The sequence below is a fragment of the Arthrobacter sp. GMC3 genome (genome assembly GCF_002929305.1).
GTDB lineage: Bacteria > Actinomycetota > Actinomycetes > Actinomycetales > Micrococcaceae > Specibacter.
On the sequence record NZ_PJIO01000004.1, the window covers coordinates 230058 to 256811 of the forward strand.

The window sequence follows — 26754 nt, forward strand, 5'->3', positions numbered from 1 at the left end:
CCGAGACAGACGGAGCCGTGCCGAGGTCGACGACGTTTTGCTGACTGCGCGCAGCTTACCGTCTACCTCGGCGCGGGTCAGTGTTGCGGACCGTCTACCTCGAGGCGCCTAGCTGGACGGTACGACGGCGTGGAGCTGGGGTAGTGCCTCCACCAGCGGTGCCAGCTCTGGCAGCAGCGCGGCCTCGGCCAGCGCGCACTCCAGGGCCTCGTCGTGCACCGGACGCGCCTTTTCCAGCAGTTCCAGTCCTGCCGGTGTCAGCTCCGTGTAGATTCCGCGGCGGTCATCCAGACACAGGATGCGCGTGAGTAGCCCGCGATCCTCCAGGCGGTTGACCAAACGGGTGGTGGCGCTGGGGCTCAGTGCCGTGGCCCGGCCCAGCTGCTGCATCCGCATATGCCAGCCGTCCTGGCGGCTAAGGGCATCCAGAACCGTGTATTCCACCACCGACAGCTGCGCTGCGTTCGTCAGCGCCTTCTCCATGCTGGCCTCGATCAGGCCGTGCAGTGCCGCCAGTGTCCGCCACCCCTGGGCGCGAATTTCGATGGCGTCGTCCCTGATGCCCATGAGTAGCTTCCTTTCGCGTGAAACGTGTGATGCGGCACAAATCAATTTAGTTGCTTGCGCGCTATAGTTGCGTGTGCAACAATTTATAAAGCGTCTGCAACTACTAGCTTACGCCGCTTATTTCTTAGTCCCAAGTCCCTAGAAGGAGAATCATGCCACTCGGCTTGATAGCCCTAGCAATCGGGGGGTTCGGCATCGGACTCACCGAGTTCGTCATCATGGGTTTGCTGCCCGAGGTTGCCGCAGATTTCAATGTCAGCGAGGCCACCGCAGGCTGGCTCATCTCCGGGTATGCGCTGAGCGTGGTGGTCGGGGCACTGCTGTTGACGGCCGCCGTCACCAGGCTGCCCCGGAAGCCCGTGCTGGCCGCCCTGATGGTCCTGTTTATAGCGGGCAACATGGTCTCCGCCTTGGCACCTGACTACTCCATGATGATGGTGGGGCGCGTCATTGCGGCACTGTGTCACGGTGCGTTCTTTGGCATTGGTGCAGTGGTGGCCGCCGACATGGTGGCCCCGAGCAAGAAGGCCGGAGCCATCGCCATCATGTTCACCGGACTGACCGCAGCCAACGTCCTGGGCGTGCCGTTCGGCACGCTGCTGGGACAACACGCCGGCTGGCGCTCCACGTTCTGGGCCATCACCGCCATAGGTGTGATAGCCCTAATCGGCATCCTGGCCCTGGTTCCCAACCTCGCCCACGAACGCGGCGCAGGGTTGCGCGGAGAACTCCGTGCCTTCAAATCGCGCCAGGTCTGGCTATCCATCGCCGTCACTGTCCTCGGCTATGGCGGCATGTTTGGCGCGTTCACGTACATCGCCTTCACACTGACCGAGGTCACAGGATTCGCCGCAAGTACCGTCCCATGGCTGCTCATCCTCTTCGGCGTGGGTTTGTTCATTGGCAACACCGTTGGCGGCAAGGCTGCGGACAAGAACGTCGATAAGACACTTCTTGTGGTCCTGTCCGTACTGGTTGTGATCTTGGCAGTCTTCGCCCTGACGGCAACGAACCAAGTCATGGCCATCGCTTCCCTGGTCCTCATGGGCGGATTCGGCTTTGCCACAGTGCCGGGCCTGCAAATGCGGGTCATGAAATACGCCGACTCGGCCCCCACGCTGGCCTCCGGTGCAAACATCGGCGCCTTCAACCTTGGCAACGCACTGGGTGCCTGGCTGGGCGGGGTCACCATCTCCGCCGGCCTGGGCTACACCTCGCCCATCTGGGCCGGTGCCGGGCTGACCGCCCTGGGCGTCATCGTCATGGCATACGCGGCTGCCAACGGCAGGAAACTGGCCGCAGCCCAAAAACTCCAGCCCACCCACGCCGTCGAACTTTCCAACGCCTAAACCCTTTCAACCTCAGGAGAACACCATGACTTCCATTCCCACCATCACCTTGAACAACGGCGTGGACATGCCCCAGATTGGCTACGGCGTGTTCCAAGTGCCCGACGCCGAAACCGAGCAGGCGGTGACGGCGGCACTGGCTGCCGGGTATCGCAGCATCGACACCGCCGCCATTTACGGCAACGAGGCAGGCGTGGGTCGTGCCCTGGCCGCGTCCGGGCTGCCCCGAGAAGAACTGTTTGTCACCTCCAAGGTGTGGATCGCCGATCTTGGATTCGAAGCCACCCTTGCCGCCTACGATGCAAGCCTTGCAAAGCTGGGCCTGGACTACCTCGATCTGTACCTCATCCACTGGCCCGCGCCGGAGACTGAGCTGTACCTGGAATCGTGGCGGGCCCTGGAGCAACTGCTGGCCGCCGGAAAGGTGCGCGCCATTGGCGTCTCCAACTTCCTCCCCGAGCACCTCGAACGCATTATTGCCCTGGGCGGGAGCGTTCCGGCCGTCAACCAGGTGGAGCTGCACCCGGCCCTGCAACAGCGCGATATTCAGGCGTTCGATGCGGTCCGCGGGATCGCCACGGAAGCCTGGAGCCCGCTGGCACAGGGTGCGGTTTTGGCGGAGGCCGCCGTGGTGGCCATTGCCGCCGCGCATGGGCGCACCCCGGCCCAGGTCATCCTGCGCTGGCACCTGCACCAGGGGCGGATCATCATCCCGAAGTCGGTCACGCCGTCGCGCATCGCGGAAAACCTGGACATCCTGGACTTCACGCTGTCCGTGGCGGAGCTGGCGTCCTTGGATGCGCTGGAGCGGGATGGGCGCACGGGCCCGCACCCGGCCACCTTCAACGGCTGATTCGCCGCCGTTCGATGCAAGCGCACTGAGCTTATGCGCAGCGCCAACTAGCCCGCAGTGCGCCACTCACCGAGTGGCGCACTGCCACCCACCCGGCGTTGCGCTTAGTGGAACGCGGCCGCTCAGGGCTGGGTGGCTATGCTGAAGACGTGAATGCACCCCTGGCCCCACGCGCCCGAACCGTCGACATCGAGGACGTTGAACGCTTTGATGCGCTCGTGGCGGCGGGCGCAAAATCCATGCACGGCTGGCATTTCCAGTCCGTGGACCTGCGGGGACGCTCGCAGGAGCTGGTCGTACTGAAGGCCTCTGGCGCCATCTTCATGGGGTGCAGCTTTGCCGAAGGGATCGAGGATCTGTTGCGTTCGCGTGGGGCGCTGATCTTCCCCACGCTGCCCCACATCCCTTTCAACGCGTATCGAGGGCACCTCTACACGGGCGCCGAACTCTATACAGGCATTGGCGAGTTGGAGTATGAGGCGGTGCCGGACGCCCTGATCTACCAGTGGACCTTGCAAGCCGGGGCGGGCCGCGCACTCAATGCCACACTCGCCATGGCCATGCATGATCACGCCATCTCGGATGCGCTCGATGACTTCCTTACGGCGTCCGAGGGAACGCGTGTGGTGGGAGTCATGGGCGGACATGCCGGGGCGCGCGGCAGCGCCGACTTTGCCCAGGCCGCCCAACTGGGCCGTGCCCTGACCCGCCAGGGTTTCATGGTGGCAACAGGCGGCGGCCCGGGCGCCATGGAGGCAGCCAACTTGGGTGCCTACCTTGCCCCGTACGACGACGCCGCCCTGGACTCTGCGCAGCGCACCTTGGGTGCGGTCCCCGGTTTTCGGCCCTCGATCACGGCGTGGGCCCGCGCCGCACAGGAAGTGCTGAGACAATTTCCGGCAGGATCCGCCAGCCTCGGCATCCCCACCTGGTTCTATGGCCATGAACCGCCCAACTTGTTCGCCACCCACACGGCCAAGTACTTTGCGAATTCCATCAGGGAAGCGGTGCTGCTGGCGCGCTCCAATGGCGGCATCATCTTCTTGCCGGGCGCCGCCGGAACGGTGCAGGAGATTTTCCAGGACGCGTGCGAGAACTACTATGCAGCGGACGCGGCCGTTACCCCCATGATCTTGGTGGGGCGCCAGCACTGGGAAAGCGAGCTGCCGGTGCGGCCCTTGCTTGAGGCCCTGGCTGGCGGGCGCACCATGAGCGGGCACGTGCACGTGGTCGATTCCATCGAGGAGGCGTGCGCTCTGCTCGGTGATCTCCCGCGTGCTACCGCGGCGGTCTAGACGCCTACGACCCCGCCAAACGCGAGTCCCAGCAGGTAGGTTGCCGCGGCCGCGCCCATGCCGATGCCGAGCTGGCGGAGACCCCTCCACAGGGGTGAGGCGCCGGAGAGCAGGCCGACGACGGCGCCGGTCCCCATCAGGGTCAGGCCCACCAGTACACAGGCCAGGGCCAAGGCGCCGATCCCGCTCATGCCAAAGACGAATGGCAGGATGGGGATAATGGCGCCCGAGGCGAAGAAACAGAAACTGGAGCTGGCTGCCCCCCACGCCGTACCCAGGGTTTCGTGCTCGTCGGCCGCCTTGAACTCATCGGGACGCAGGGAAGTGCTGGGGTCGCAGTCGCAGGTGAAAATGCCCATGCGTTCTGCCGCGCGGTGTTCGGCGGCTTCGCGGCTCATGCCACGTGCCAGGTAAACGAGCACCAGCTCGTTGTTTTCCAAATCTAGCGACGGGGCAGCCGTCAACGTGATTTGGGTGGGTTGGGAGGCGTCGAGGAGCTCGCGCTGGGACCTGACGGAAACAAACTCGCCCGCGCCCATGGACAGTGCACCGGCGAGGAGTCCGGCGACACCGCTGAACAGGACAACCTGGCTGCCCACACCCGTGGCGGCCATACCCATGACCAGGGAAAGGTTGCTGACCAGGCCGTCGTTGGCGCCGAAGACCGCCGCCCGGAACGAGCCCGAGAGCCGGTTGCGGCCGCGGGTGGCCAGGCCTCGAACCACTTCCTCGTGGATGGCTTCATCGGCGGCCATGGCGTCGGTGGCATCGACGTCGGAGGCGTAGGGGGAGCGGGACTCCGAGCGCTGAGCCAGTGCCAGCACAAACACGGAGCCGAAACGGCGGGCCAGCAACCCGAGCAGCCGGTTGCGGGCAGAGGCAGGCACTGGAGGCTCGGCGTGTTCGCCCAGAAGGTTCAGCCAATGCTGTTCGTGGCGGCCTTCAGCATGCGCCAAGGCCAGCAGAATGGCCTTTTCCTCGCCCTCGCGGCGTTTGGCCAGGTCACGGTAGACGGCTGCTTCTGCCCGTTCATCGGCAAGATATTGGCGCCACCGCTTGATTTCGGCGGGGGTGGGAACGCGATCGGGCATAGTAAAGAACTCCTCAAGTAAGCCATTACTGTAGCGCGAATTGGCGGTAATTTTCGGCCGGTGATCCTTGAAAAAAAGTTTCGGCGAACCGTACTTTTACCCCCAGCCGGTGGGCGCGTAACGGGTGAGCATATGCTGGGCTCATGGCGGGTCGGCGGCAACGGAGCGGAAAGGTGGTCGGTGGCGATGGTTGAGGTGCTTTTCCCCATGATGACCGGGGACCCGGAAGACCACGGCGTACTCACCCTGTGGCTGGTGCCCGACGGCGACACCGTGCACCCCTATCAGGTGCTGGCCGAGGTGGCCATCGACAAATTCGACGCAGAAATCAACGCCCCCTCGGCGGGCACACTCAAGTGGCGGGTCCAAGAGGGCGACGAAGTGTCTCAAGGCGCCGTAATCGCCACCATCGAGTAGCCGCGGCGCGACGAACCACGAGATAGGACGGCGCTTGCGGTTAAGGCTGGCGCTATACCGCCGGCTTTAACCGCAAGCGCCGTCCGAAACCTCAGCGCGCCGGATCCGGGCTGCTGGGGAGCCTTAGTACGATTCGAGCTTGAAGCCCAGGCCACGGCCAGCCCGTGACCCGGTGTGCGCCACGGTGATCACGAGGGTGCCGATCTCCGGAATCCAACGCGCGGGCCGCACCGCCGAGGCCAGCGCCTCCACCAATAGCGACGGTTTGGCGCAGAAGTAGCTGTGGTGGCCTGAGGGCGTGAAAAAGGTGACAGCACCCAAATTGACGTCCACCGCCGGAAGGACGGGGATGCCGGTGGCGGGCGGAGCTGCGGGACGGGCGCGGTTGACGGTAATAGTTGTCATCATCAAAACCTTTGACGGGAGTGCTCTTACCCGCGGATCCAGTCACCGCCGGTCACTTCCTCATCCGAGCCACCCTGTGAACATGGGGTTGGCGTGCGACCAGTCGGAGCTTGGCATCGCATCTCTTGAAGCTGATCACCAGATTACTCGCTTAAAGTTCGACACCGGTGGGTGACGTAATTTATTACGTCACCCACCGGTGTCGCGGCGCGGCGGCGAGGACTAGGATCTCAACATCGGTGCAACAAATGATAGGGGCGTGAGGGAATTGTTTGACCAGTTTAAGAAGTTCTTCGGAGACGTTGCGGCGACCGTCAACGCCCCGCTTCCGGATCTCACGGCGTTTCCAGTCCAGGCGGCAGGCCTGGACTTTCCCAATATTCCGGTAGATGTCATGGGCGCCTACATTGGCCAAAAGGTAGCCGCCGTGAAGCCGCTGACCCAGTTCGGGGCGGATGTGGGCACTGGCTTCATGGCGAGCTTTCAGCAGCGGGTCCTCGATGCCATGGCGGCGGCAGGGAACGCGCCTGAGCCGGGCAATGCCGAAGATGCCGAGGAAGCAGAACTGCGCGCTGCCATGAAGGCTAAAATGGTGGCGGCGGCCGCTGAGGCTCAGCCCAATGCTTGGACCGTCAGCTGCGAGGGAGGCCACCAGGCTAAAGTCCGGCTGCTCCCAATGGGGGATGAAATGGCAAATTTCGATGCCTTGAAGGCTCGGGAAGCTTCCCAGAGGACACGGCAGGGGGCGCAACGGCATGAGAACAACTTCCTTGACGCCTCAGTTCGCCAGCTCGTGGGAGCCCCCTATGAAAGTTATTACTCACCCGGCAAGCTTGTTTCCCGCGGCGCCACGCACGACGCCCTAGTGGAGGGCATATTCGGGTCAAACCATGACCATGAGTCCCTGGCCGGCTTGGCGGCGTTGGCCCTCCGAGCCGTGGAGAGTGCACCTTGAGTCCCTAAAGTTAAAGCACGGCGGCTGGTGACGCAATAAATTACGCCACCAGCCGCCTCAGCTGCTCCCCAAGTTCGGCCGGGCCCTCGCTCTATTGGGCCCAGTCGTACTTTGCTTAGGAGGTGCTGCTGGTTTTGTTCGTCACGACGGTTTCGATGTCATCGGCGTTGGAATCGGTGGCGGCCGCTGCGAGGCGATCATCCCAGGCCTTGCGGATGTTGGCCGGGGTTGCCGGGGTCAGCAAGGAGACCGCAATGTAGACCACCAGTGAGGCGAGGAGGCCAAAGTAGATGGGCTCGTTGGCGTAGATGCCGTCGGCACTGGGGATGACACCGGTCGCGTAGAGAACCAGCAACGCGATGGTCAGGCCGCAACCCACCACCATGGACCAGGCTGCGCCCAGACCGTTGCCGCGCTTCCACACCAGACCGCCGATGATGGCCACCAGGAGCCCGCCCACCAGGATGTCGTAGGCGATGGTCAGGGCGAAGACGACGTCGTCGACCACAATGGAAATCAGAACCACCAGCAGGCCCAGACCCAGTACGTACCAACGGTTGGCGTTGACGTCATGCTCGGGGTTGGAGCTGTCGGAGGTGTCGATCTTCTTGCCGAACCAGCTGGCAACGAACGGGACAACATCCTTGCGGGCCACGGTTGCTGCGGCAATCAATGAACCGGACGCAGTGGACATCATGGCGGCCACGGCGGCGGCCATGACGATGCCGCCAATGCCGATGGGCAGCAAGAGCGTGGCAACTTCGGCGTAGACAACGTCCTTGCCGAGGTTGGCTACGTCGATGGAGGGCAGGGCCACCTTGGCGGCCAGGCCGATCAGTGCGCCTGCCACGCCGTACAGGATGCAGTAGATACCGGCCGTGGCGCCACCCCAGCGGGCCACCTTCGGGTCGCGGGCGGTGAAGACGCGCTGCCAGATGTCCTGGCCGATCAGCAGGCCCAGGGTGTAGACCACAAAGTAGGTGATGATGGTCTGGATGCCGATGCCGTCCCACTGGAAGAAGCTGGCGTCAACGCGCTCCTTGATGCCGTCGATGCCGCCGGCGGCGTTCCAGGCGAAGGGGAGCATGAGGAAGAAGATGCCCACGGTCTTGATGACGAACTGCACCTGGTCGGCCAGGGTAATGGACCACATGCCACCAATGGTGGAGTAGATCAGCACAATGGCACCACCGACGGCGATGGCCAGCCAGCGGTCCCAGCCGAACAGCACCACAAAGATGGTGGCGTAGGCGCCGGTGGAGGTCGCCGAGATCATGATCGTGTACGCCAGCATGACGATGCCGGACATCTTGGTGGTCTCACGGCCATAACGCAGGCTCAGCATTTGCGAGACGGTGTAGATCTTCAGCTTTTGGATGGTGGGGGCGAACAGCAGGCTCAGCAACAGCACGCCGACGCCGATCGCGACCACCAGCCACATGCCGGAAATGCCGAACTTGTAGCCAAGGCCCACGCCGCCCACTGTGGAGGCGCCGCCGAGGACGACGGCGGCCATGGTGCCGGTGTAGAGGAAGGGGCCTAGGCGTCGCCCGGCTACGAGGAAATCGCTGTTGTTTTTGGTTCGAGATTTGCCCCACCAGCCGAAGGCCAGCATGGCCACCAGATAGGCGACGACGATTGCAATGTTCAGTGTCACGTGATGCTCCAGGGTGCGGTGAGGAGGTTTCCCCAAAATAATTGCCTGACAGGCAACATGTGTTGTCCATTAGGCTAAACTGTGATTGAGGCAACAGTCAAAATTAAAAGTGTGTGCGATGCCCGCATTAGAGTCACGGTGGGCGCATCAGGCCCGCAACCATAAAGGAGCGAAAATGAAGGCGTTGCCCGTAGAACCCAGTGCGGCACCAGTGGCCATTGGATCGCGGATTCGGGCAGCACGCCAGTCCCAGCGACTCACTATTGAGCATGTGGCAGATGCAACCGGCCTGACCAAAGGGTTTCTTAGCCGGGTGGAACGCGATCTAACCTCACCTAGTGTGGCGTCTTTGGTGACATTGTGCCAAGTTCTCTCAATATCCATAGGGGACTTGTTTGCAGTTCCCGAGACGCACCTCACCCGAAGTGGAGAGGGCCCGCGCATCTCCTTAGGTGGCGAGGGCATCGTGGAGCGCCTGCTCACGGCCCGTTCCGAGCGCCGGTTGCAAATACTTTCCGCCACAATTGCCCCGTTTGGACGTGGCGAATCCGAGCTCTACGCCGTCGACTGCGACGTGGATGTGCTGCATATCATCAGTGGCGAGCTGACCTTGGTCATGACGGCAGAATCCTATGACTTGAAGGCGGGGGATACCCTTTCCTTCTCCGGGCGTGAACCGCACACCTGGGAAAACCGTTCCGCCACACCCGTTGAGGCGCTCTGGGTTTTGGTCCCGGCAGCCTCCGGGCCGGCCAGCTAGCAACTCCACCGGCACCGCTCACTTGCGGGGCAGATGCCAGCCCAAGCCGACCCTAGCCGGCCCTAGCCAGCCTTAGCCGACGTGGACCCAGGGGCGCTGGGTCAGGTCCGGCTCGGCCTCGCGCAGCACTTCCCGGGTGACGGGGGCAATCTCGCCTTCGCCAAAGAAGAGGAACTTGAGCAGGTTGAAGATGGGGTTCCCCTCATTCCAGCGGAAGTAAATGTGCGGGATCAGGCCAGTGGCGTCGCGCACGTGCAGCAGAACTGCGGCAATGGTGTTGGGCACGTTGGAGCCGTGGACTTCCAGAATCTTGAAGCCGTGACGCATCACGCCGCGAACCTCCAGAGCTGTTTCAAAGTCGGAAGAGTCATCCACAATGACCTCCATGAACAGCACGTCGTGGGGATCTCCCATCTCGTTGACCGTCACCGCATGGTTGAGCTTGCGCCGGTACGCGGCGGCGTTGCGGGTCTTGGGGTCGTGGGAAATGATCCTGATGGCACCCTCATCCAAGGCGGCCACAAAGCTCATGGCTGCCTCATCCATGCGGATGTACGTGGCACGCAGCTCGAAGGCCCGGCGCATGCGCGAGAGCAGGCTGACCACCACGATGCCCAGGATGAACAGTAGGGCGATCTTCAGGCCGTCGGGACGCTCGATCGAGTTCGCCACCGTGGTGTAGAGGAACACCAGGGACACGGCGCCAAAGCCAATCGTCTTGGCCCGCTCCTTTTTTCGTTTGGCGGAGAGCGTGACGGCGATGGCCGCCGAGGTGATGAGCACCAGCACGCCGGTGGCGTACGCGCCGCCCTGAGCGTCGACGTCGGCCTTGAAGATGATGGTGATGACGACGGCGATGGCTGTGAAGACCAGAACTAGTGGGCGCACGGCGCCGGCCCAGGCGGGGGCCATGCCAAAGCGCGGCAGGTAGCGCGGCACCAGATTCAGCAGTCCCGCCATGGCCGAGGCGCCTGCGAACCAGAGGATCGCGATGGTGCTGATGTCATAGACGGTGCCGAAACCCTCGCCCAGAAGCTGGTGGGAAAGGTATGCCAGGGCGCGGCCATTGGCGGCGCCGCCGGGTTGGAATTCCGCGGCCGGGATCAAGATGGTGGTGGCCAGCGAGGAGGTGATCAGGAACGTGCTCATGATCAGTGCCGCCGTCGTCAGGAGCTTTTGGGCCCCCTTGATGCGGCCCTCGGGGTTGGCCTCGGTGTCGCTGGGGCGCCCTTTGATTTGCGGCATGACAGCTACGCCGGTTTCAAAGCCGGATAGGCCCAGGGCCAGGCGGGGGAAGACGAGCAGTGCTACGGCCACCACCATGACGGGGCTGCCGTGCTGGGTGGTTAGGGCGGTCCACCAGTCGGCGGTCAACAGCGGGCTGCCCACCACATGCACCAGTGAAACGGCGATCACCACCAGGTTCAGGGTGAGGAAGACCCCTACCAGGACCACGGCGATGCCGATAGCTTCTTTGAACCCGCGCATGAATACCGCAGCCAGCGCGGCAATCAGGACCAGAGTGATGATGACGTTTTGGCCGTCAAGGAATTTCGGGGCAAAGGGGTTTTCCAGCACGTGGGCGGTGGCATCGGCCGCCGACAAGGTAATGGTGATCATGAAGTCGGTGGCCGCAAAACCAAGCAAGGCCAACACGAAAAGTTTGCCCCACCACTTGGGCAGCAGCTTTTCAAGCATGGCAATGGAGCCGGCTCCGTGGGGGCTTTCCCGCGCCACACGCTTGTACACAGGAAGCGCGCCAAACAGTGTCACCAGGACCAACACGATGGTGGCCAGTGGGGCCAGAACCCCAGCGGCCAGGGCGGCAATGGCCGGCTGGTAGCCAAGGGTTGAGAAGTAGTCCAGACCCGTCAGACACATGACGCGCCACCAGGAATGGTGTTTGTCTGCCGCTGACGGTTTCCCGTGGGGGCCCTGCCGCTTGCCGGAGCTTTCGGGCAAGCCTTCCATGAGCCAGTGGCGCAGGGCGTGCGTACCCTTGGGTTTGAGGCGATCCCCGGGTTCCGATGGAGCGTGGGAGAGGGATGTCATGCAAGGGTCCTTTCTGGCAAGGATGCACGGCCATCCAGCCGCACTACCTCACAAACTGCACTGTGGCTGCTCAGTGAGACTAACACCGCCATTGCGCGGTGGCGCCGGTCTTAACGAAATCTTTACGCACGGCTGGGGCGAGCCGTGGCCGGGCGCCCACGAAATTTATCTCGGGAAAACTTTTGATTCACAATAGGCAACTTCAGTTGTATGATGGTGAACAAATATGTGACGAAGGTCAACTCATGAAAAAAGAGGACATCCATGAAAGAACTCCGCATTGAGGCCAACGGCAATCTAGGCCCCATCGATTCCTCCCGCATCCCGCGCTACGCGGGCGCCGCTACCTACGCGCGCCTTCCGCGCCTGGATCAGGTGGCCAAGGCCGATGTCGCCGTCGTCGGAGTCCCTTTCGACAGTGGCGTTTCCTACCGCCCCGGCGCCCGCTTCGGTGCCAACCATGTACGCGAGGCCTCCCGTCTGCTGCGCCCGTACAACCCGGCCTGGGACGTCTCCCCGTTTGAGAACTGCCAGGTGGCGGACGCCGGCGACATGGCAGTGAACCCGTTCAACATCAACGAAGCTATTGAGACCATCCAGCAGAACGCGCTGGACCTGACGGCCGACGGCGCCAAGCTGCTGACTATCGGTGGCGACCACACCATTGCCCTGCCGCTGCTGCGTGCCGCCGCCGAACGCGCCGGCGAGCCCGTGGCCATGCTGCACTTTGATGCGCACCTGGACACCTGGGACACCTACTTTGGCACCGAATACACGCACGGCACCCCCTTCCGCCGCGCTGTGGAGGAAGGCATCCTGGACACCGAGGCCATCTCCCACGTGGGAACCCGCGGCCCGCTGTACGGCAAGAAGGACCTGGACGACGACCACCGCTTCGGCTTCGGAATCGTCACCGCCGCCGACGTTTACTACCAGGGCGTGCTGGAAACGGTCGCGAAAATCCGCGACCGCATCGGCAACCGCCCGCTCTACATCTCCGTGGACATCGACGTCCTTGACCCCGCACACGCCCCCGGCACCGGCACCCCCGAGGCAGGCGGCATCACCAGCCGTGAACTGATCGAAATCATTCGAGGCTTCCGCGGCATGAACCTGGTGGGCGCTGACATCGTGGAGGTGGCCCCGGCCTACGACCACGCGGAGATCACTGGCATCGCCGCCAGCCACGTTGGCTACGAGTTGGTGACCCTGATGGCAGACAACTTTGTTGAAGGGGACCGCTTCGGCACCCCCAACGGATACGCCGCTCAGGCTCTTGACGCCGAAGGACGACGCCGGCCGGCCGGGTTCCGTGCACCTGTCACCGAAGGGGGCTCCAAGTGACGGGCGTTCAGCGGAACGGTGGCGACCTGGTTGTTGAGACGCTCGCCGCACTCGGCGCCAAGACAGTTTTTGGCATCCCCGGACAGCACGCGCTGGGGCTCTTTGACGCCCTGAGCCGTTCCCCGTTGCACTTCATTTCTTCCCGCGTGGAGAACAACTCGGCGTTCTCCGCCGACGGTTACTCCCGCGCCACCGGCGAAGTGGGCGTGCTGTTCCTGTCTACCGGCCCCGGCGCTCTGACGGCGTTGGCCGGATTGCAGGAAGCCTACGCAACGGGCGTTCCGATGATTGTGGTGGCCAGCCAGATTCCGCTGGAGGGCCTGGGTGCTCGCCGCAAGGGCATGCTGCACCAGCTAGATGACCAGAAGGCATCGGCTGCGAACGTCACCAAGAGCCAGCGGCTGATCCAGCACGCCTCGGGTATCCCCTCCGCCATTCAGGACGCGTGGACGGAAGCCGTTTCCTCCCCGCAGGGCCCTGTCTGGATCGAAGTGCCGCAAAACGTGCTGCTCGATCCCATCTTTGTGCCAGCCGTCGAGGATGCCCTGGCGGACCCCTTTGACAACCCGCCGCGCGTGGAACTCATCCGCGAGGCCGTGAAGTGGCTTTCCGCCGCCGAACGCCCGGCGATCGTGGCCGGCGGTGGCGTGCGCCGCGGAAAAGCTCACCAGCAGTTGCTCTCCATCGCGGAGAAGCTCAACGCCCCCGTGGTGTGCACCCCCGGAGGCAATGGCGCGTTCCCGTGGAACCATGAGCTTTCCCTGCAGTCCTGGGTGGAAGACCGCCACGTGACGGACGTGCTTGAAGACGCCGACGTCCTGGTGGTCATCGGTTCCTCCCTGGGCGAGGTGTCCAGCAACTACTTCACCATGGAGCCGCGCGGACGCATCATCCAGATCGACGCCGAACCCCGCGTCCTGGAATCCAACCGCCCGGCGCTGGGCATCCGTGCCGACGCCGGCCAGGCCCTCAGTGCCCTGGATGAGGCACTGACAGAACCGCACGGCGAAAAAGCGCAGTGGCACGGTGCCACGCCGCAGGCCGTTGTCGCGGAAACACTTGCCAAGGTGCAGGCACGTCTCGACGGGCAGGACCTTGCGCTGGAGCGCAAGTTCATGGCCGACATTCGTGAAGCAGTCCCGGCGGACATGCAGACCTTCTGGGACATGACTATTTCCGCCTACTGGGGCTGGAGCTGCTGGGATGCGCGTGAAGGCGAATTCCACTCCGCCCAGGGGGCCGGCGGGCTCGGCTACGGTTTCCCTGCGGCCATTGGCGGGGCGCTCGGGCTGCAAAGCCAGGGCAAGCCCTCCCGTGTGCTGGCCGTGGCCGGCGACGGCTCCTCCATGTACTCCATCTCCGAACTGGCCACGGCGAAGCAGCACAACGCCCCCGTCACCTGGCTGATCGTGGACGATGGCGGATACGGCATCCTGCGCGAGTACATGATCGACACCTTCGGCAAGGCCACCCACACCGAGTTGGCACGGCCCGACTTTGTGAAGCTGGCCGAGGCGTTCGGCGTTCCCGCCCAGCGCGTCAAACCCGAAGATGTCGGGGACGCGCTGAAGGCAGGGTTCGCCGCTGACGGGCCCAACGTCGTCGTGGTTGACGTGCTGTTGAAGATGTTCGGCCCCACTCACCTGGACATTTAGCTCCACCCTTTCGCCGAACGGGGAGTAGTTGTTGATGTTTCACAAAAACATCAACAACTACTCCCCGTTCGGTGTTCAGGACTGGGCGGGTGCCGCAATAGACTGATGCCATGGCGATCGTATATGCGGCCGAATTGCGGCCCAGCAAAATGGAACTTCTCGCTCAATGGCTCCCGCAGCAGCTGTGGTTTCACGGTGGTGGATCGCCGCTGGTACGCCTGGGGTCCTTCCGCTTTGACGACCCTGCCGGTGAAGTGGGCATCGAGACCCAGCTGGTGGGCGCTGGCGACCGGGTGTATCACGTCCCGTTGACGTATCGCGGGGCGCCGCTAGAGGGTGCGCAGGAATTCTTGGTGGGCACTATGGAGCATTCAGTTCTTGGCCACCGCTGGGTCTACGATGCCACCGGGGATCCGGTGTACGTGGCCGAGCTCGCCGCCGCGTTGCTGTCGGGCAAGCCTCAGGCCGCGCAATTCCGGGAATCGGGCGGGAAAATTGAAACCCTTCCTGAAACGGCTCAGCTGAGCAGCACTGGGATGCCGGAGACGGCCGTCCCCACCTTGGAAATTTCCGCTCCCACCACGGTGGGCGGGATCGTCACCATCCCCGTGGGTGCACTGGCGCTGTACGTGTTGCGGGAACTGGAGCTGAGTGGAGAAGTGCCGGCGACGACGGCGCTCAGTGTCACGTGGGCTGGGCAAACAACGCCGGTTGCTATCGCTAGCCTCTAGGACGGCGATCATTTTTTCGGTGACGAAGCCATAGGGCAACGCCAAGAACGACGACGGCACCCAGGATCGCTAGAAGGATCCAGGCCGTTGCGGGGGAGGCGGCCATCGCAACACCATTGGTGTCGTTGCACTCGGTGACCGCTACGGTGCACGAGCTACGAAGGCTTAGCGGGCTCATGCGCCCAGTCAATCAGACCGGACCGATTCGAAACAGGCGCGCCAGATTCAGCTTTTCTTGGGTGCAACCTTGGGTTGTGTCTCGGCGATCATGAACACGTCGATAGCGTCTTCGTGTTCGTGGACGAATCCGTTGCGTTCATATAGACGCCGCGCGGAGCTGCCTTGGAGGACGTTGAGCCGGAATGGCCGGTGATCGCGCTGCGCTGTCATGACCTGGTGAAGGACTGCCGCACCCAGTCCTTGTCCTTGGTGCTCGGCAGCTAGGTAGAAGTGTTCAATCCACTGCTCATCGGGTTCGGGCCGAATCGCGATGACGCCCACTGCGGCGGAGCCAACCTCGATAACAAATGTGTGCTCAGGGTGAAAGCCGTTCAGGAAGCGCTGTCTAACGCGCACGGGATCCCAGCGGCCCAGGCGCTCGAGGTCGGGACGCATGACGTCGGCCCGGAGCTCGGCAATCCATGGTGCGTCGGTTGGAAGGCTTTGGCGCAGAGACCAGTTGGTAGACATGTTGCTATTGAAGCCGAAAATCCCTCAACGATGAAATCGACCAGGATCTCGGCATCCCTCAAAACTCGCCTCCGGGAAAATGGCATCTTGTCGCATTCTTGAACATGTTCAAAAAGAGTGTTTTACTCATATTTGAACACGTTCAAATTATGGGGGTTGGCGATGGATAGCAAAGGCAAGCAAACCAAGGAATTGGTGCTGCAAACGGCGCTCGGCATGTTCCGCACCAAGGGCTTCGCGAAGACCACCATGCGGGGCATCGCCGCGGAAGCCGGCGTCTCCCTGGGCAGCGCCTATTACTACTTTGCGTCCAAAGACGAGCTGGTCCTGGAGTTGTACCGGGAATCGGTGGGGGAGCAGCGGGCGTTAGCGTCCGCAGCCATGGCAGGCGTCACGGGGCTGGCGGACCGGCTGAAGGCCGCACTTCACTCGGGGATCGACGCACTGACCCCGTACCACCACTTCGGCGGGGCTTTCGTGGGCAGCGCCTTGCCACCGCAGTCCGCAGTGAATCCTTTTGGTGAGGCCTCAACTCAGGTGCGTGAGGACGCCATCGCCATCTTTGCAGAGGTCGTTGAGGGCGCCAAGGTTCCCACCTTCCTGCGCGCCCAACTGCCGGAGTTGCTGTGGCTGGGGTACATGGCAGTGGTGCTGTTTTGGGTCTATGACCGTTCCGAAGGCCAGCGCCGCAGCCGACTGTTGATCGACGGTTCGGCGCCACTGCTGGGAAAGCTGGTCTCCCTTTCGCGTCTGCCGGTGGTCAAGCCCCTGGTGGAGGAAGCGCTGGCACTCAAGGCCCGGATCCAGTCATGAAGACCGCCGTCGTCGCAGGAGCCTCGGGTTTTATCGGCACCTACTTTCGCCGCGAGCTGGCCGACGCCGGCTGGCGGGTCCGCACAATTGGACGTTCCGGCGACGCCCGCTGGGGTGACACGGAAGCCATGACAAAGCTGTTGGACGGCGCCGACATGCTCGTGAACCTGGCCGGGAAGTCCGTGTCTTGCCGGTACACCCCGGCAAACAAGTCCGAAATTCTGCGGTCCCGGTTGGACACGACCGCCGAGTTGGGCCGTGCCATCGCCGCCTGTCAGGTTGCTCCCCACGATTGGTTCAACGCGAGCACCGGCACTATCTACCGTGATGCAAGGGATCGCGCGCAAACGGAGTACGACGGCGAACTTGGCGCAGGATTCTCAGTGGACGTGGCGCGGGGCTGGGAAGAAGCCCAAGCCGCGGCAGTGACCCCAGCGACGCGGAAGATCCCGTTGCGGATCACCATTGTTATGGGCCCCGGCGGAGGGGTCATGCGCCCCTTCGCCAATTTGGCACGGCTTGGACTGGGTGGGCGCATGGGCGGCGGCACACAGAAATACAGCTGGATACACGTAGCAGACCTGCTGCGGGCGGTGCTTTTCATCCACGACACCCCCGGTTTTAGTGGACCTGTGAACATTGCCTCCCCAAACCCTGTGGCGAACGCGGAGCTCATGGCCGAGGTCCGCCGCGCAGTGCGCATCCCCTTCGGTGTGCCAACGCCCGCCTGGCTGCTGGGCATGGGTGCTGTCTTGATTCGCACCGAGACCGAGCTGGTACTCAAGAGTCGCTGGGTTCTGCCGCAGAAGCTCTCGGATGCCGGTTTCACTTGGAAGTTCCCGCAGCTGCGCGGTGCGCTGGCGGACATTGTGGCGGCGGACCGTGGCTGAATTGTGATTGCTTGGCCACTTCGTCGCGTCCACTCGCAGTGGCTCCATGTTGGCATACATGGCGTGGTCACTGGGGCTGCCGTCTGGACGGTCATGACAGCACTCGGGGGATGGGCCGCCGCGGTTCCGGGTCTTCTTTATGGTTGCTTGTTCGCCTTCAGTGCTGCGGTAGGCCGGGCCACCGTCATCAAGATGGTGGCCCGGCGCAACGCGGTGCTGTGAACGGATCGGCCACCTTAGCCGCTGATGGATGCCCGGTGGAAGTCGGTATGCCAGACGTCCACCACGGTGCCTGACTCGTCGGTGACGAGGTATTCCGGCCAGCGGTCGAATGCCGAACACGGGTGGGAGATGCCGAACTCCACAATGTCTGTCACGGCCAGTCCTTCTGCCCCCAGCATGACGGCGTGGTGGTCAAAGAGCTTGTGCACATTCCCCGCAGCTTCGGGCTTAAGAACACCAGCGGCCGTGTAGGCGGCAAGAAAAGGCGGGAGGCCGGCGTCGTACGGCAAATCCCGCTTGCCAGCACCCGCCACCACCAAGCCGTCTTCCGGCGCCGAGACCACCAAGGCCCGGACGGTCAACGCGGGCGTGAGGCCAGGGATAGGGTTGACGCCTGCGTAGGTCCCATGGTCGTGCGTCGCATAGCAGCCCGAACGGATCACATTGACGGTGCCGGGCACGGCGTCGGGTGACGGCATGAACTCAACGACCCGGTCAGGGAATGCGGAGCCGCCCATGGAAAAGATGGGTGCCGTCGTCTCAAAGTGCTCGGCCAGATCCACGTAGATGTCGTGCACCAGCTTGCAGTGGTGATCCACGGCGTCCAGGTTGATGGCGTCGCGGGAGTTCGGAGCCACACCCTCATATCCGGCCACACCCACCAGGCGAAGTCCGGGTGCGGCTGTGATGGCGAGCGCCACCTCGCGCGCCTCAGCTGCGGATCGCACACCTGTCCGCCCGGCCAAGGTGCCAACATCAACCAACATTTCCAGGGCCCGGCTGCTGTCCGCAAAGACGGCAGCGGCTACGGCCACACCGGCAGTGGAGTCGGCGAAGATGCGGACTGCCAGTGCTGGATCCGCCTCCAGCCAGGCACTGATTCGGCCCAGACCGAAACTGTCCACCACTTGGTTGGCAACCAGAATATTACGGTGGCCCCAGTCGATCAGCGTGCCCACCTGGTCTACTGTGGCCACGGTGACTCCGACGGCGCCGGCTGCGATTTGGTGTTCAATGATGGGCGCCGACATGGTGGTTTTGACGTGCGGGGCAAGGACCACGTTCTTCTCGCGGCACCAGGCGGCCATGATGCTGATATTGCTCTCAACGGCAGAGGCGTTGAGTCGCAGCTGAGGGTAGGCGGATTCGTTCACCAGGGTCTCCTGTTTCTGTGCCGCGTGGGCCGGGGTGCCGGTAAGTGCGGGATGCTGGCAAGTCTATCGGCGCAGAAGGACGCGGAAGTTCAGCCCTGCGGCCATTTTCCATGGCCGCAGGGCTTGGAGATCCTGTTCTAGGCGTAGTCCGTGCAAACGGTGGGATAGCTTGGATTTATGAACAAAATTCGGGGGTTTGCACAGCATTGGGGAGCACCGGCAGCGGCGGCAGTGTATTTTGCGTACTGGTTTATCATCCCAACTGTGATGCACCCCGGTTATTGGGGATGGTCAGTCGTTCCCGGCGTGCTTGTCTTCACTGTGGCCATAGCCGTTTCCGCACGTTTGCCATTGGTGTCGCTGGCGATCGTCGCCCTGCTTTTGGCTGGGCAGGTGGTAGATCTCGTTCCACCTGCGAGTAGCGGGCTCTGGACGGTGAACTTGGCTTTCGCTTTCGCGCTGTTCTTCGTGGCCTACAACGGTGGCCGGTGGATCCGGTGGGCGGGGCTTGGGCTGGCCCCACTCTATGCTGGCGCCATGGCGTTCCTTTTGCTTTCCCGGAAACATGGTGGAGGCGGCTACGGCTTCATCATGGTCAGCCAATGGGCTGGCAGGCAGCCAATGATCAACTATTGGGCCGCCGGTACGGCCTTGTTCTTGCTGGTCATGCTCGTATTTTGGTTGGCCGGGTTCCTGATCCGCAACCATGAGGAACGAACCATCCTGTCAAAGCAGAGGGAGGAAGCCCAGAGTAGCCGTCAGGCGGCCGAGGTGGACCTCGTAGTGGAGCAGGAACGTACCCGTATCTCCCGGGACCTTCACGACGTGTTGGCACATTCTCTGGCAGTCATCGTGGCCCAGGCCGACGGCTCCCGCTACATTAGCCAGGACCTGCCGAGCCCCGTCCAGCTGGCCCTTCAAGATATTGCCGGCTCGGCCAGAAAAGCCTTGGTTGACGCCCAGCGGGTCATCTACAGCGGCCACGATGACAAGCTGACTGAACCGCAGCCAGGCCTGCACGACGTGGACACCCTGATCGAGCAAATGGACGGAAGTCCTTTGGCGGTTGTCCGGACCGTGTCCGGTACCCCTGTTGATTTGGCCGCAGGGCAGGAACTGGCCGTCTACCGGATAGTCCAGGAATCCCTAACCAATGCGCTCAAGCATGGTGGCGCCGATGCACAGGCCTCCGTCCATTTCGATTGGAGCGGGCCGGGGCTCGCCGTACAGGTCTGCAACGCCACCAAGGAACCGTCCGCAGGCCAATCGCCGTCGGGCGCCCCAGGAATGGGGCGCGGGATTCCGGGTATGAGCGAGCGGGCGCGGCTAGCCGGTGGTTGGCTGGTAGCCGAGCCCGGAGAAGGTGAATTCCTCGTCAACGCTTTCATCCCCTACGGACAGGCCCTGCCTTCACCGGCAGCGCCGCCCCTGGTCAGCGAAAAGCAAGAATCAGAACTCCTAGCCTTGGGCGGTGCCACCCATGACTGAGCCGATTCCCGGACAGGAAATCCGGGTTGCCTTGGTGGATGACCAGATTCTTTTCCGAGCTGGCCTGCAGATGTTGATCGACTCTCAATCCGACATGATCTTCTGTGGCGGGGCCAGGGACGGCGAGGAAGCGGTGGCACTTGCCGCCTCCGCTAGTCCGGATGTGATGCTTATGGACCTGCGAATGCCCGTCATGAACGGGGTGGAGGCAACGCAGCGGATCGTTGAGGCCGCCCGCGCCGAAGGGTCCGAGAAGCCCAAGATCATTGCCCTGACCACCTTCAACCGCGACGAGGCGGTGGTGGGTGCGATCCGGGCCGGGGCCAGCGGCTTCCTGCTCAAAAGCGTGGAACCGGAATTCCTTCTAGCGGCCATTAGGACCGTCAATTCAGGCCACGCAGTCATTGCGCCCGGAGCCACCCACGAACTCTTTCAAAGTGTTCCTGCTCAGGCGGCTTCCGCCGGCCCCGATCTGGAGTCGATTGCGGAGCTGTCCGCCCGGGAGAAGAACGTCTTCCTGCTGGTTGCCAAGGGGTTGAGCAACGCCGAAATCGCTGGCAATGTCTTCGCCTCCGAAGCCACCGTGAAGTCCCAGGTCCGCAGCATCCTGAGCAAGCTGGGGGTCCGTACGCGCATCCAACTGGTGGCTTTCGCCTATGAACACAGGCTCCTCGGCTGATGCCGATAGTGGCCTAGAAAGACAGCGGCAGCCCACCGCCTGATCACAAAGGGACATCAGGACCTTCCGGTCCTGTCCGTAATCGGACACCACACCATCAACCATGCCCGGAAGTGCTCCGGTTGATGCGTGCTGCCCGAAACGGGAAAAGTAACACCAATTGACGGGGGGTATGGCCATGTCCATAAAAGAACTGAAAACAACCAGCACGGTTGCCAACCACACGGGAAGGGCCCCGACGAGGCGGCCAGCCAAGATCGTCATGGACTTTGTGTGGCGCCCTTTCTCCGCCGAGCTGCGCTGGGTGACAGTCCTTGCCCTGGTCGCCGCAGTGGCCTATTCGGCCCTATCCATTCAGCGCTTCATCCGTTTTCGCTCCGCTGGTTACGATCTGGGCATCTTCGACCAGGTCGTGCGCCAGTACTCGCAATTTGCTCCGCCCTATAGCCAGATCAAGGGGCCCGGATTCAACATTTTTGGCGATCACTTCCATCCGATCATCGCCGTCCTGGCGCCCTTGTACTGGGTGTGGGACGACCCCCGCATGCTGGGCATCGCCATGGCCTGCTTGCTGGCCGCGTCGGTGTTCCCCGTCTACTTGTTCGCCAAGCCAAGGCTGGGACGCGGGCCTGCATTCCTGGTCGGTGCCGGATACCTCTTTTGGTGGCCGGTGCAGGGCTTGGTGGCCTTTGACTTTCATGAGATTGCCTTTGGCGTCCCGCTGGTTGCCTGGCTCATTTACGCCTTGGACAAACGAAGCTACCGTGCAGTGGGAGCCCTGTGCGTGGCCCTTCTGTGCGTCCGTGAGGACATGGGATTTGTGGTCATGGCAGTTGCCCTGATCATTCTGGCCAGGTGTCACTGGCGGCTGGGCGCCAGCCTGTTCGCCCTTGGACTGGGCGGCTATCTTCTCATCACCGGCGTGGTCATCCCACATTTCAACGCCGACAATTCCTTTGGCTATTGGCAGTACGCGGAGCTTGGCCCCACGCTGATGGCGGCCGCCGCCTTCATCCTGGCCCATCCACTGCGGACCGTGGGGATGCTCTTCAACAATGAGACCAAGCAACTGCTCTGGGGTGCCTTGCTGTTCCCGCTAGGACTGCTGTCACTGGGATCGGCTTATCTGCTCCTGGCGGCCCCGATCCTGCTCAGCCGCCTGCTGAGCGACAGGCCCGGAACCTGGAGCACGGCCTTTCAATACAATGCCATCCTGGCCCCGATCCTTGTCCTGGCGGCAGTGGATATGCTCGGCAAACTCACGCGACGCGGTGGACGGTTGGCGGGCTTGCGGACGGCAGCCCCTGTAGTGTTTCTGGCTGGGGTGGTGGCGGGGACACTCTTGCTCCCGGCGCTGTTCCCGCTCCACCAACTCTTTACCGCAACGGCATGGAGCGAAACTGCCCACATGCGCGCCCAACAAAGAATTGTTCAGATGGTCCCCTCGGGTGTGGTGGTGGAAGCCGATGACCGGTTGGTGCCCCACTTGAGCAACCGCGCCACCGTTGGAATGATCGGGCGCCAACCGGAGACCGCCACCTGGGCAATCGTCGACCTCTCGCAGAAGGACACCGGAGGTGGGGGAGACGGTAACTTCACCCCAAAGTCGGCTCTAGAACTGCTGGCGTCGAAAGGATTTGTCGAGGTGCACCGCGAGGACGCCGTGGTTCTGCTCCAGCGGCCAGCGGCCACCTCTAGCTCCCGGTCTTGACACATTAGAATTGACGGGGCATTGCGCGTTCTTGACGCCCACAAACCCGGTAAGATCAGATTCAATCAGACGCGGGTGTCGTGAACGGAGCTCGCCACCTAGTGAACCCCTCGAAAAGGAACGCTTCATGAGAGCCGACTCAACCCTGACAGTCACCACCTGCTCGATCGACTTGGCCGAGCTGGGACCCGATTCACCGCTACCCTCGGTCCAACCCTTGCTGGAACCGCCCTACTTGGTGGGCGAGGGCATTCCGGAAGAGGTGGCCGCCGGCTCGCGGTGGGGCAAGGTGAAGAACATTTACCCCTACCCCATGCAGGACGCCTACACGCGGGAAACCAGCGCCACTGAGCTGACCGCCGTCGTGCTGGAAAACGATCACATCAAGGCGACCTTTCTGCCGCAACTGGGTGGACGGCTATGGGCGCTGACCGACAAGGCCACGGGCAAGGAATTGCTGCACACCCAGGACCGTATCCAGTTCGCCAACCTGGCCCTGCGCAACGCCTGGTTTGCCGGCGGGATCGAGTTCAACATTGGCACCCGCGGCCATTCGCCCACCACGTGCTCGCCCCTCCACAGCGCCATCGTCGAAACTCCCGAGGGGCAAAGCGTGCTGCGCATGTGGGAATTTGACCGCCTGCGCGAGGTGGTATTCCAAATTGATGCCTGGCTGCCCGCCGATTCCAGGGTCGTTTTTGTGGCCGTCCGCATCCAGAACCCGAACCCGGAAACGGTCCCCATGTACTGGTGGACCAATGCCGCCGTGCCGCAAACCCCCGCCACCCGCGCGCTTGCCCCCGCGGCCCGGGCCTACGCCACCGACTACGACGGGTCCATGGCTATTGTGGCCCCCACCGAGTTCCACGGGATCGACGCCACCTACCCGGTGCGCAACCCCCACGCCGCCGACTTCTTCTTTGACCTGGCCCCGGAAGGGCGCCGCTGGGAGGTGGCCATGGACGACGCCGGTGACGGCCTGGCGCTGGTATCCTCACCCGCCCTGCGGGGCCGGAAACTGTTCGTATGGGGCGAGAACACCGGCGGCCACCGCTGGCAGGAATGGCTGACGCCCACGCCGGCGGACGGGCAGCCTCGCCACTATGCCGAGATCCAGTCCGGGCTGGCCCAGACACAATTCGAGCACGTGCCCATGCCGGGAGGTGCGTCGTGGCAATGGGTTGAGGCCTACGGCAATGCGGGCCTGGATCCGGCCATTGGCAACGGCGCCTGGCCCGAAGCCGTGGAACATGGGGCGCAACGCATTACGGACCTTGTGCCCGAAGCCGCCGTGGATGCCGCGCTCGCCGACGCCGCCCGTTGGGCAGATTTGGCCCCGCACGAGATGCTGGTGGCTGGCAATGGTTGGGGCGCGCTGGAGGCCGTGCGCCGCCGGTCATCGGCCATGAACTGGATCGATGAAACCGGGACCCCGTTTTCCCCCGAAACACTCACGGCGGACCAATCCCCGTGGCTGGAACTGCTGGCGACGAAGGACGGCGCCGCACCTGGGAAGCACCCGTTCGCCGGCTCCGCCTCCTTTGTGCGTGGACTTGACTGGGAAGAACTGCTGGCGGCGGAGCCCACCATGGGCGCCGAGTCTGCCTTCCACCTGGCCGTGATGGCCCATGCCAGGGCCTCCGCCGAGCTTGCCGATCAGTCGGGTGTTGCGCAGCTTTACCGCACAGCACTGGCCAGCGCCGAACTGAGCGATAGCAGCAGGGCCCTGGCGCACCGAGGCCTGGGCCTGACGCTGCTGGCCCTCAACGATCCCACTGGGGGAGTGACCAAGCTGGCGGCCGCCTGCGCCGCCGACATCAACAACCGCTGGTTGCTCATCGAGGCCATGACACACGCCATCGCGGTGAACCGTCCGGAAGCAGCCCTCGAATTGGCGGGCCGGGCGCCACAGTCCCTGTCCGACGTCGGACGCGTTGCGTTCCTGCGAGCCCTGGCCCACGCGCGCTCCGGGGAGCCGGAGAAGGCCGCCGCCATGCTCAGGGCAGGGCTGGAAGTGGCCGATCTGCGCGAAGGCGAAAATTCCATCACGGCACTCTGGCAGGAAGTATGCCCCGACGACGACGTCCCGCAGGCGTACCAGTTCAGCATGCACTAAGTGCCGTGACTGGGTAGTCATGGCGGCTTGGACCCCCTAAGCAGCCATGGCTGCCCAGTCAGCAGTGATACGGACCGCAAAGTCCGCCGGGGTTGACGCGCACAAAAAAACTTTTTGACAGCTCAGGTGAGCCGTGTCATAGTCTCACATATGAACTTGTCAGACAGCTGGACAGCCGGACAGCAGCAGATCGTTCGGGTCAGCGCCGCCGAATCCGTCTTCAAAGCCATCCGTGCTGCCATTGAGGGCGGGGAGCTGGCCATCGGGTCAAAGCTCAGCTCGGAGGCGGCCCTGGCGCAACAATACGGTGTGAGCCGTTCTGTGGTGCGTGAGGCGCTGCGCTCCTGCACGGCCTTGGGTCTCACGGCAACGCAAACCGGAAAGGGCACCTTTGTCGTCGCCAGTCGGGCCACGGGGGATCTGGTGCTCGGAGCCTATTCGGCCCGCAGCCTGATGGAAGCCAGGCCCCACATTGAGGTGCCGGCCGCCGAACTTGCCGCCCGACGTCGGACAGCAGAGCAGCTGGAGCAACTGCGCGGCATTGTGGCCACCATGGAGGAAGAAGACGACCCCGAAATTTGGGTCAGCCTCGACGCCAGCTTCCATGCGGCCATCGCCCGGGCCAGCGGCAACGGCGTGTTTGAACAGGTGGTCCACGAAATTCGGGGCGCCATGGCCAAACAATCCGAGACCATCAACCTCATGACGGGCCGCCAGCGCCAGTCCGATATCGAACACCAGCGCATTCTCAACGCCATCGCCCACGGCTTCGCCACCGAGGCGGGCCACGCCATGGCCGTCCACCTTTCCGCCGTGGACGACGCACTGACCTTGATTATGGGAGACAGCACCGAATGAAACTCACCCAATTTCCCGCCCACGCGCCGCTGGCCGTGCAAACCCGCGGAGACATGGTGGAAAGCGTCCATTTCGGGTCGCTGGTCGCCATCGCCGCCACCGGCGAAACCGTGGTCACCCGAGGTGAGCCCGACGCCCGCATCTACCCGCGCTCGGCGCTGAAGCCGCTGATGGCGGTGGCCATGCTCCGCGCCGGTCTCGACATCACCGTAGAACAACTGGCCCTCGCCTCCGCAAGCCATTCCGGCGCGGCGGACCACCAGCGCGTGGCCACCGAAATCCTTTCCGACGCAGGCCTGGTTCCTGAGAACCTGCGGAACTCCACGGACCTCCCCTACGGGGTTGCCGAGCGGGAGCAGTGGCTGCGCAACGGCCATGGACCCACCCAGCTGGCGCAAAACTGTTCCGGCAAGCACGCGGCGCTGCTCGCCACCTGCGTCGTCAACGGCTGGCCCCTGGACACCTACCTGGACCCGGCACACCCGCTCACGGCCCTCATCCGTGACACCGTGGCCGAGCTGACGGGCCAGGAACTGACAGAGATCAGCACCGACGGCTGCGGCACCGAGGTCTTCGCCCTGTCGCTGACGGGCATGGCCCGGGCATTCAGCACCCTGGTTGCCGCCGCGCCCGGAACCCCCGAGCGACGCGTTGCTGACGCCATGCGGGCCTACCCGGCGATGGTGGCGGGCGAGAACCGGGACGTGAGCGCCCTGATGGAGGCCGTGCCCGGCCTGCTGGCCAAGGACGGCTTTGAAGGCATTCAACTGATTGCCCTGGCTGACGGCGCGGCCGTGGCGCTGAAGATTTCCGACGGCGGGGACCGGGCTCGCATGCCCTCCGCGGTTCCGGCGCTGGTGGCCTTGGGTGTGAACCCCGCGCTTCTGGGCCGCTTCAACAACCTTAATGTCCTGGGCGGCGGCAGGCCCGTGGGCTCGCTCCAAGGAATCCCGTACTAACTTCATCCCCCCACGCAAAACCAGGCGCAACGAGGCGCCGGTC

Annotated in this window: 26 protein-coding genes and 1 riboswitch; of the genes, 18 read left to right on the plus strand and 8 right to left on the minus strand. The window is 63.5% G+C overall.

The genetic code is table 11. The features are described 5' to 3' along the window. Positions 1–108: 108 nt before the first annotated feature. Positions 109–567, minus strand: a complete 459-nt coding sequence (locus tag CXQ94_RS09485; protein ID WP_104089039.1) for a MarR family winged helix-turn-helix transcriptional regulator — start codon at positions 565–567, stop codon at positions 109–111. A 152-nt stretch (positions 568–719) separates the two neighbouring features. On the opposite strand from CXQ94_RS09485, the gene CXQ94_RS09490 reads away from it, so the two are divergent. From CXQ94_RS09490 to CXQ94_RS09500, 3 genes are all read left to right on the plus strand, one after another. Further along, the gene (locus tag CXQ94_RS09490) at positions 720–1916 is read left to right on the plus strand and encodes an MFS transporter (protein ID WP_104089042.1); all 1197 of its coding nucleotides are present in this window, start codon (positions 720–722) and stop codon (positions 1914–1916) included. Between the two features lie 25 nt (positions 1917–1941). Then, positions 1942–2769, plus strand: coding sequence for an aldo/keto reductase (locus CXQ94_RS09495; protein WP_104089045.1), 828 nt, complete (start codon positions 1942–1944; stop codon positions 2767–2769). A 149-nt stretch (positions 2770–2918) separates the two neighbouring features. After that, positions 2919–4064 carry an LOG family protein gene (locus tag CXQ94_RS09500; protein WP_104089321.1) on the plus strand — a complete coding sequence of 382 codons (1146 nt, stop codon included), beginning with the start codon at positions 2919–2921 and terminating at the stop codon, positions 4062–4064. Here CXQ94_RS09500 and CXQ94_RS09505 read toward each other — a convergent pair. Continuing rightward, positions 4061–5155 carry a VIT1/CCC1 transporter family protein gene (locus CXQ94_RS09505; RefSeq protein ID WP_104089049.1) on the minus strand — a complete coding sequence of 365 codons (1095 nt, stop codon included), beginning with the start codon at positions 5153–5155 and terminating at the stop codon, positions 4061–4063. The two genes, CXQ94_RS09500 and CXQ94_RS09505, sit on opposite strands and share 4 nt — an antisense overlap. 186 nt (positions 5156–5341) lie before the next feature. On the opposite strand from CXQ94_RS09505, the gene CXQ94_RS09510 reads away from it, so the two are divergent. After that, positions 5342–5572: a biotin/lipoyl-containing protein gene (locus tag CXQ94_RS09510; RefSeq protein ID WP_104089324.1), complete on the plus strand. Its 231-nt coding sequence runs from the start codon at positions 5342–5344 to the stop codon at positions 5570–5572. Between the two features lie 123 nt (positions 5573–5695). On the opposite strand, the gene CXQ94_RS09515 is transcribed toward CXQ94_RS09510, so the two are convergent. Then, positions 5696–5977, minus strand: a complete 282-nt coding sequence (locus tag CXQ94_RS09515) for a hypothetical protein (RefSeq protein ID WP_146070266.1) — start codon at positions 5975–5977, stop codon at positions 5696–5698. Between the two features lie 17 nt (positions 5978–5994). Beyond that, positions 5995–6108: riboswitch (SAM riboswitch) on the minus strand. A gap of 128 nt (positions 6109–6236) precedes the next feature. Between CXQ94_RS09515 and CXQ94_RS09520 the strand changes: the two genes are divergently transcribed. Continuing rightward, the gene (locus CXQ94_RS09520; protein WP_104089054.1) at positions 6237–6932 is read left to right on the plus strand and encodes a hypothetical protein; all 696 of its coding nucleotides are present in this window, start codon (positions 6237–6239) and stop codon (positions 6930–6932) included. Positions 6933–7047: 115 nt separating this feature from the next. Here CXQ94_RS09520 and CXQ94_RS09525 read toward each other — a convergent pair whose 3' ends face one another. Next, positions 7048–8547 (minus strand): sodium:solute symporter, encoded by a 1500-nt coding sequence (locus CXQ94_RS09525; RefSeq protein WP_104089327.1) that lies wholly within the window; start codon positions 8545–8547, stop codon positions 7048–7050. A gap of 217 nt (positions 8548–8764) precedes the next feature. On the opposite strand from CXQ94_RS09525, the gene CXQ94_RS09530 reads away from it, so the two are divergent. After that, positions 8765–9349, plus strand: coding sequence for a cupin domain-containing protein (locus CXQ94_RS09530; RefSeq protein ID WP_104089057.1), 585 nt, complete (start codon positions 8765–8767; stop codon positions 9347–9349). A gap of 72 nt (positions 9350–9421) precedes the next feature. On the opposite strand, the gene CXQ94_RS09535 is transcribed toward CXQ94_RS09530, so the two are convergent. Further along, the gene (locus CXQ94_RS09535) at positions 9422–11401 is read right to left on the minus strand and encodes an APC family permease (protein ID WP_104089060.1); all 1980 of its coding nucleotides are present in this window, start codon (positions 11399–11401) and stop codon (positions 9422–9424) included. 264 nt (positions 11402–11665) lie between these two features. Between CXQ94_RS09535 and speB the strand changes: the two genes are divergently transcribed. From speB to CXQ94_RS09550, 3 genes are all read left to right on the plus strand, one after another. After that, a complete protein-coding gene (gene speB, locus CXQ94_RS09540; protein WP_104089062.1) occupies positions 11666–12745 on the plus strand; it encodes an agmatinase in 1080 nt (359 codons plus the stop codon). Beyond that, positions 12742–14400, plus strand: a complete 1659-nt coding sequence (locus CXQ94_RS09545) for a thiamine pyrophosphate-binding protein (protein WP_104089065.1) — start codon at positions 12742–12744, stop codon at positions 14398–14400. The genes speB and CXQ94_RS09545 overlap by 4 nt, the downstream gene beginning before the upstream one ends. 110 nt (positions 14401–14510) lie before the next feature. Beyond that, complete coding sequence (locus CXQ94_RS09550) at positions 14511–15131, plus strand: hypothetical protein (RefSeq protein ID WP_104089069.1); 621 nt, start codon at positions 14511–14513, stop codon at positions 15129–15131. On the opposite strand, the gene CXQ94_RS22580 is transcribed toward CXQ94_RS09550, so the two are convergent. Together CXQ94_RS22580 and CXQ94_RS09555 are read right to left on the minus strand one after the other, a co-directional pair. Next, entirely contained in the window at positions 15121–15309 is a 189-nt protein-coding gene (locus CXQ94_RS22580) for a hypothetical protein (protein ID WP_181034150.1), read from the minus strand. The two genes, CXQ94_RS09550 and CXQ94_RS22580, sit on opposite strands and share 11 nt — an antisense overlap. Positions 15310–15356: 47 nt before the next feature. Beyond that, positions 15357–15821: a GNAT family N-acetyltransferase gene (locus CXQ94_RS09555; protein WP_104089072.1), complete on the minus strand. Its 465-nt coding sequence runs from the start codon at positions 15819–15821 to the stop codon at positions 15357–15359. Positions 15822–15983: 162 nt separating this feature from the next. Here CXQ94_RS09555 and CXQ94_RS09560 point away from each other — a divergent pair, with 162 nt between their 5' ends. The 3 genes from CXQ94_RS09560 (at position 15984) to CXQ94_RS22585 (ending at position 17746) form a co-directional block, all read left to right on the plus strand. Further along, positions 15984–16634 carry a TetR/AcrR family transcriptional regulator gene (locus tag CXQ94_RS09560; RefSeq protein ID WP_104089075.1) on the plus strand — a complete coding sequence of 217 codons (651 nt, stop codon included), beginning with the start codon at positions 15984–15986 and terminating at the stop codon, positions 16632–16634. Beyond that, positions 16631–17524, plus strand: coding sequence for a TIGR01777 family oxidoreductase (locus CXQ94_RS09565; RefSeq protein WP_104089078.1), 894 nt, complete (start codon positions 16631–16633; stop codon positions 17522–17524). Before CXQ94_RS09560 ends, CXQ94_RS09565 begins: the two co-directional genes overlap by 4 nt. A 63-nt stretch (positions 17525–17587) precedes the next feature. Further along, complete coding sequence (locus tag CXQ94_RS22585; protein ID WP_181034151.1) at positions 17588–17746, plus strand: hypothetical protein; 159 nt, start codon at positions 17588–17590, stop codon at positions 17744–17746. Positions 17747–17760: 14 nt separating this feature from the next. Here CXQ94_RS22585 and CXQ94_RS09570 read toward each other — a convergent pair whose 3' ends face one another. Next, a complete protein-coding gene (locus CXQ94_RS09570; RefSeq protein WP_258066927.1) occupies positions 17761–18900 on the minus strand; it encodes an alanine racemase in 1140 nt (379 codons plus the stop codon). Positions 18901–19167: 267 nt separating this feature from the next. Here CXQ94_RS09570 and CXQ94_RS09575 point away from each other — a divergent pair, with 267 nt between their 5' ends. From CXQ94_RS09575 to CXQ94_RS09600, 6 genes are all read left to right on the plus strand, one after another. Beyond that, a complete protein-coding gene (locus tag CXQ94_RS09575) occupies positions 19168–20388 on the plus strand; it encodes a sensor histidine kinase (protein ID WP_258066947.1) in 1221 nt (406 codons plus the stop codon). Further along, positions 20381–21067 (plus strand): response regulator transcription factor, encoded by a 687-nt coding sequence (locus CXQ94_RS09580; RefSeq protein WP_104089083.1) that lies wholly within the window; start codon positions 20381–20383, stop codon positions 21065–21067. The genes CXQ94_RS09575 and CXQ94_RS09580 overlap by 8 nt, the downstream gene beginning before the upstream one ends. 178 nt (positions 21068–21245) lie before the next feature. Further along, the gene (locus CXQ94_RS09585) at positions 21246–22778 is read left to right on the plus strand and encodes a DUF2079 domain-containing protein (protein ID WP_181034153.1); all 1533 of its coding nucleotides are present in this window, start codon (positions 21246–21248) and stop codon (positions 22776–22778) included. Positions 22779–22905: 127 nt separating this feature from the next. Next, on the plus strand, positions 22906–24894 hold the full coding sequence (locus CXQ94_RS09590) for a DUF5107 domain-containing protein (RefSeq protein ID WP_258066928.1): 1989 nt from the start codon (positions 22906–22908) through the stop codon (positions 24892–24894). 150 nt (positions 24895–25044) lie between these two features. Further along, the gene (locus tag CXQ94_RS09595) at positions 25045–25752 is read left to right on the plus strand and encodes a FadR/GntR family transcriptional regulator (protein ID WP_104089087.1); all 708 of its coding nucleotides are present in this window, start codon (positions 25045–25047) and stop codon (positions 25750–25752) included. Further along, complete coding sequence (locus CXQ94_RS09600) at positions 25749–26711, plus strand: asparaginase (RefSeq protein WP_104089089.1); 963 nt, start codon at positions 25749–25751, stop codon at positions 26709–26711. The genes CXQ94_RS09595 and CXQ94_RS09600 overlap by 4 nt, the downstream gene beginning before the upstream one ends. The last annotated feature ends 43 nt before the right edge of the window (positions 26712–26754 follow it).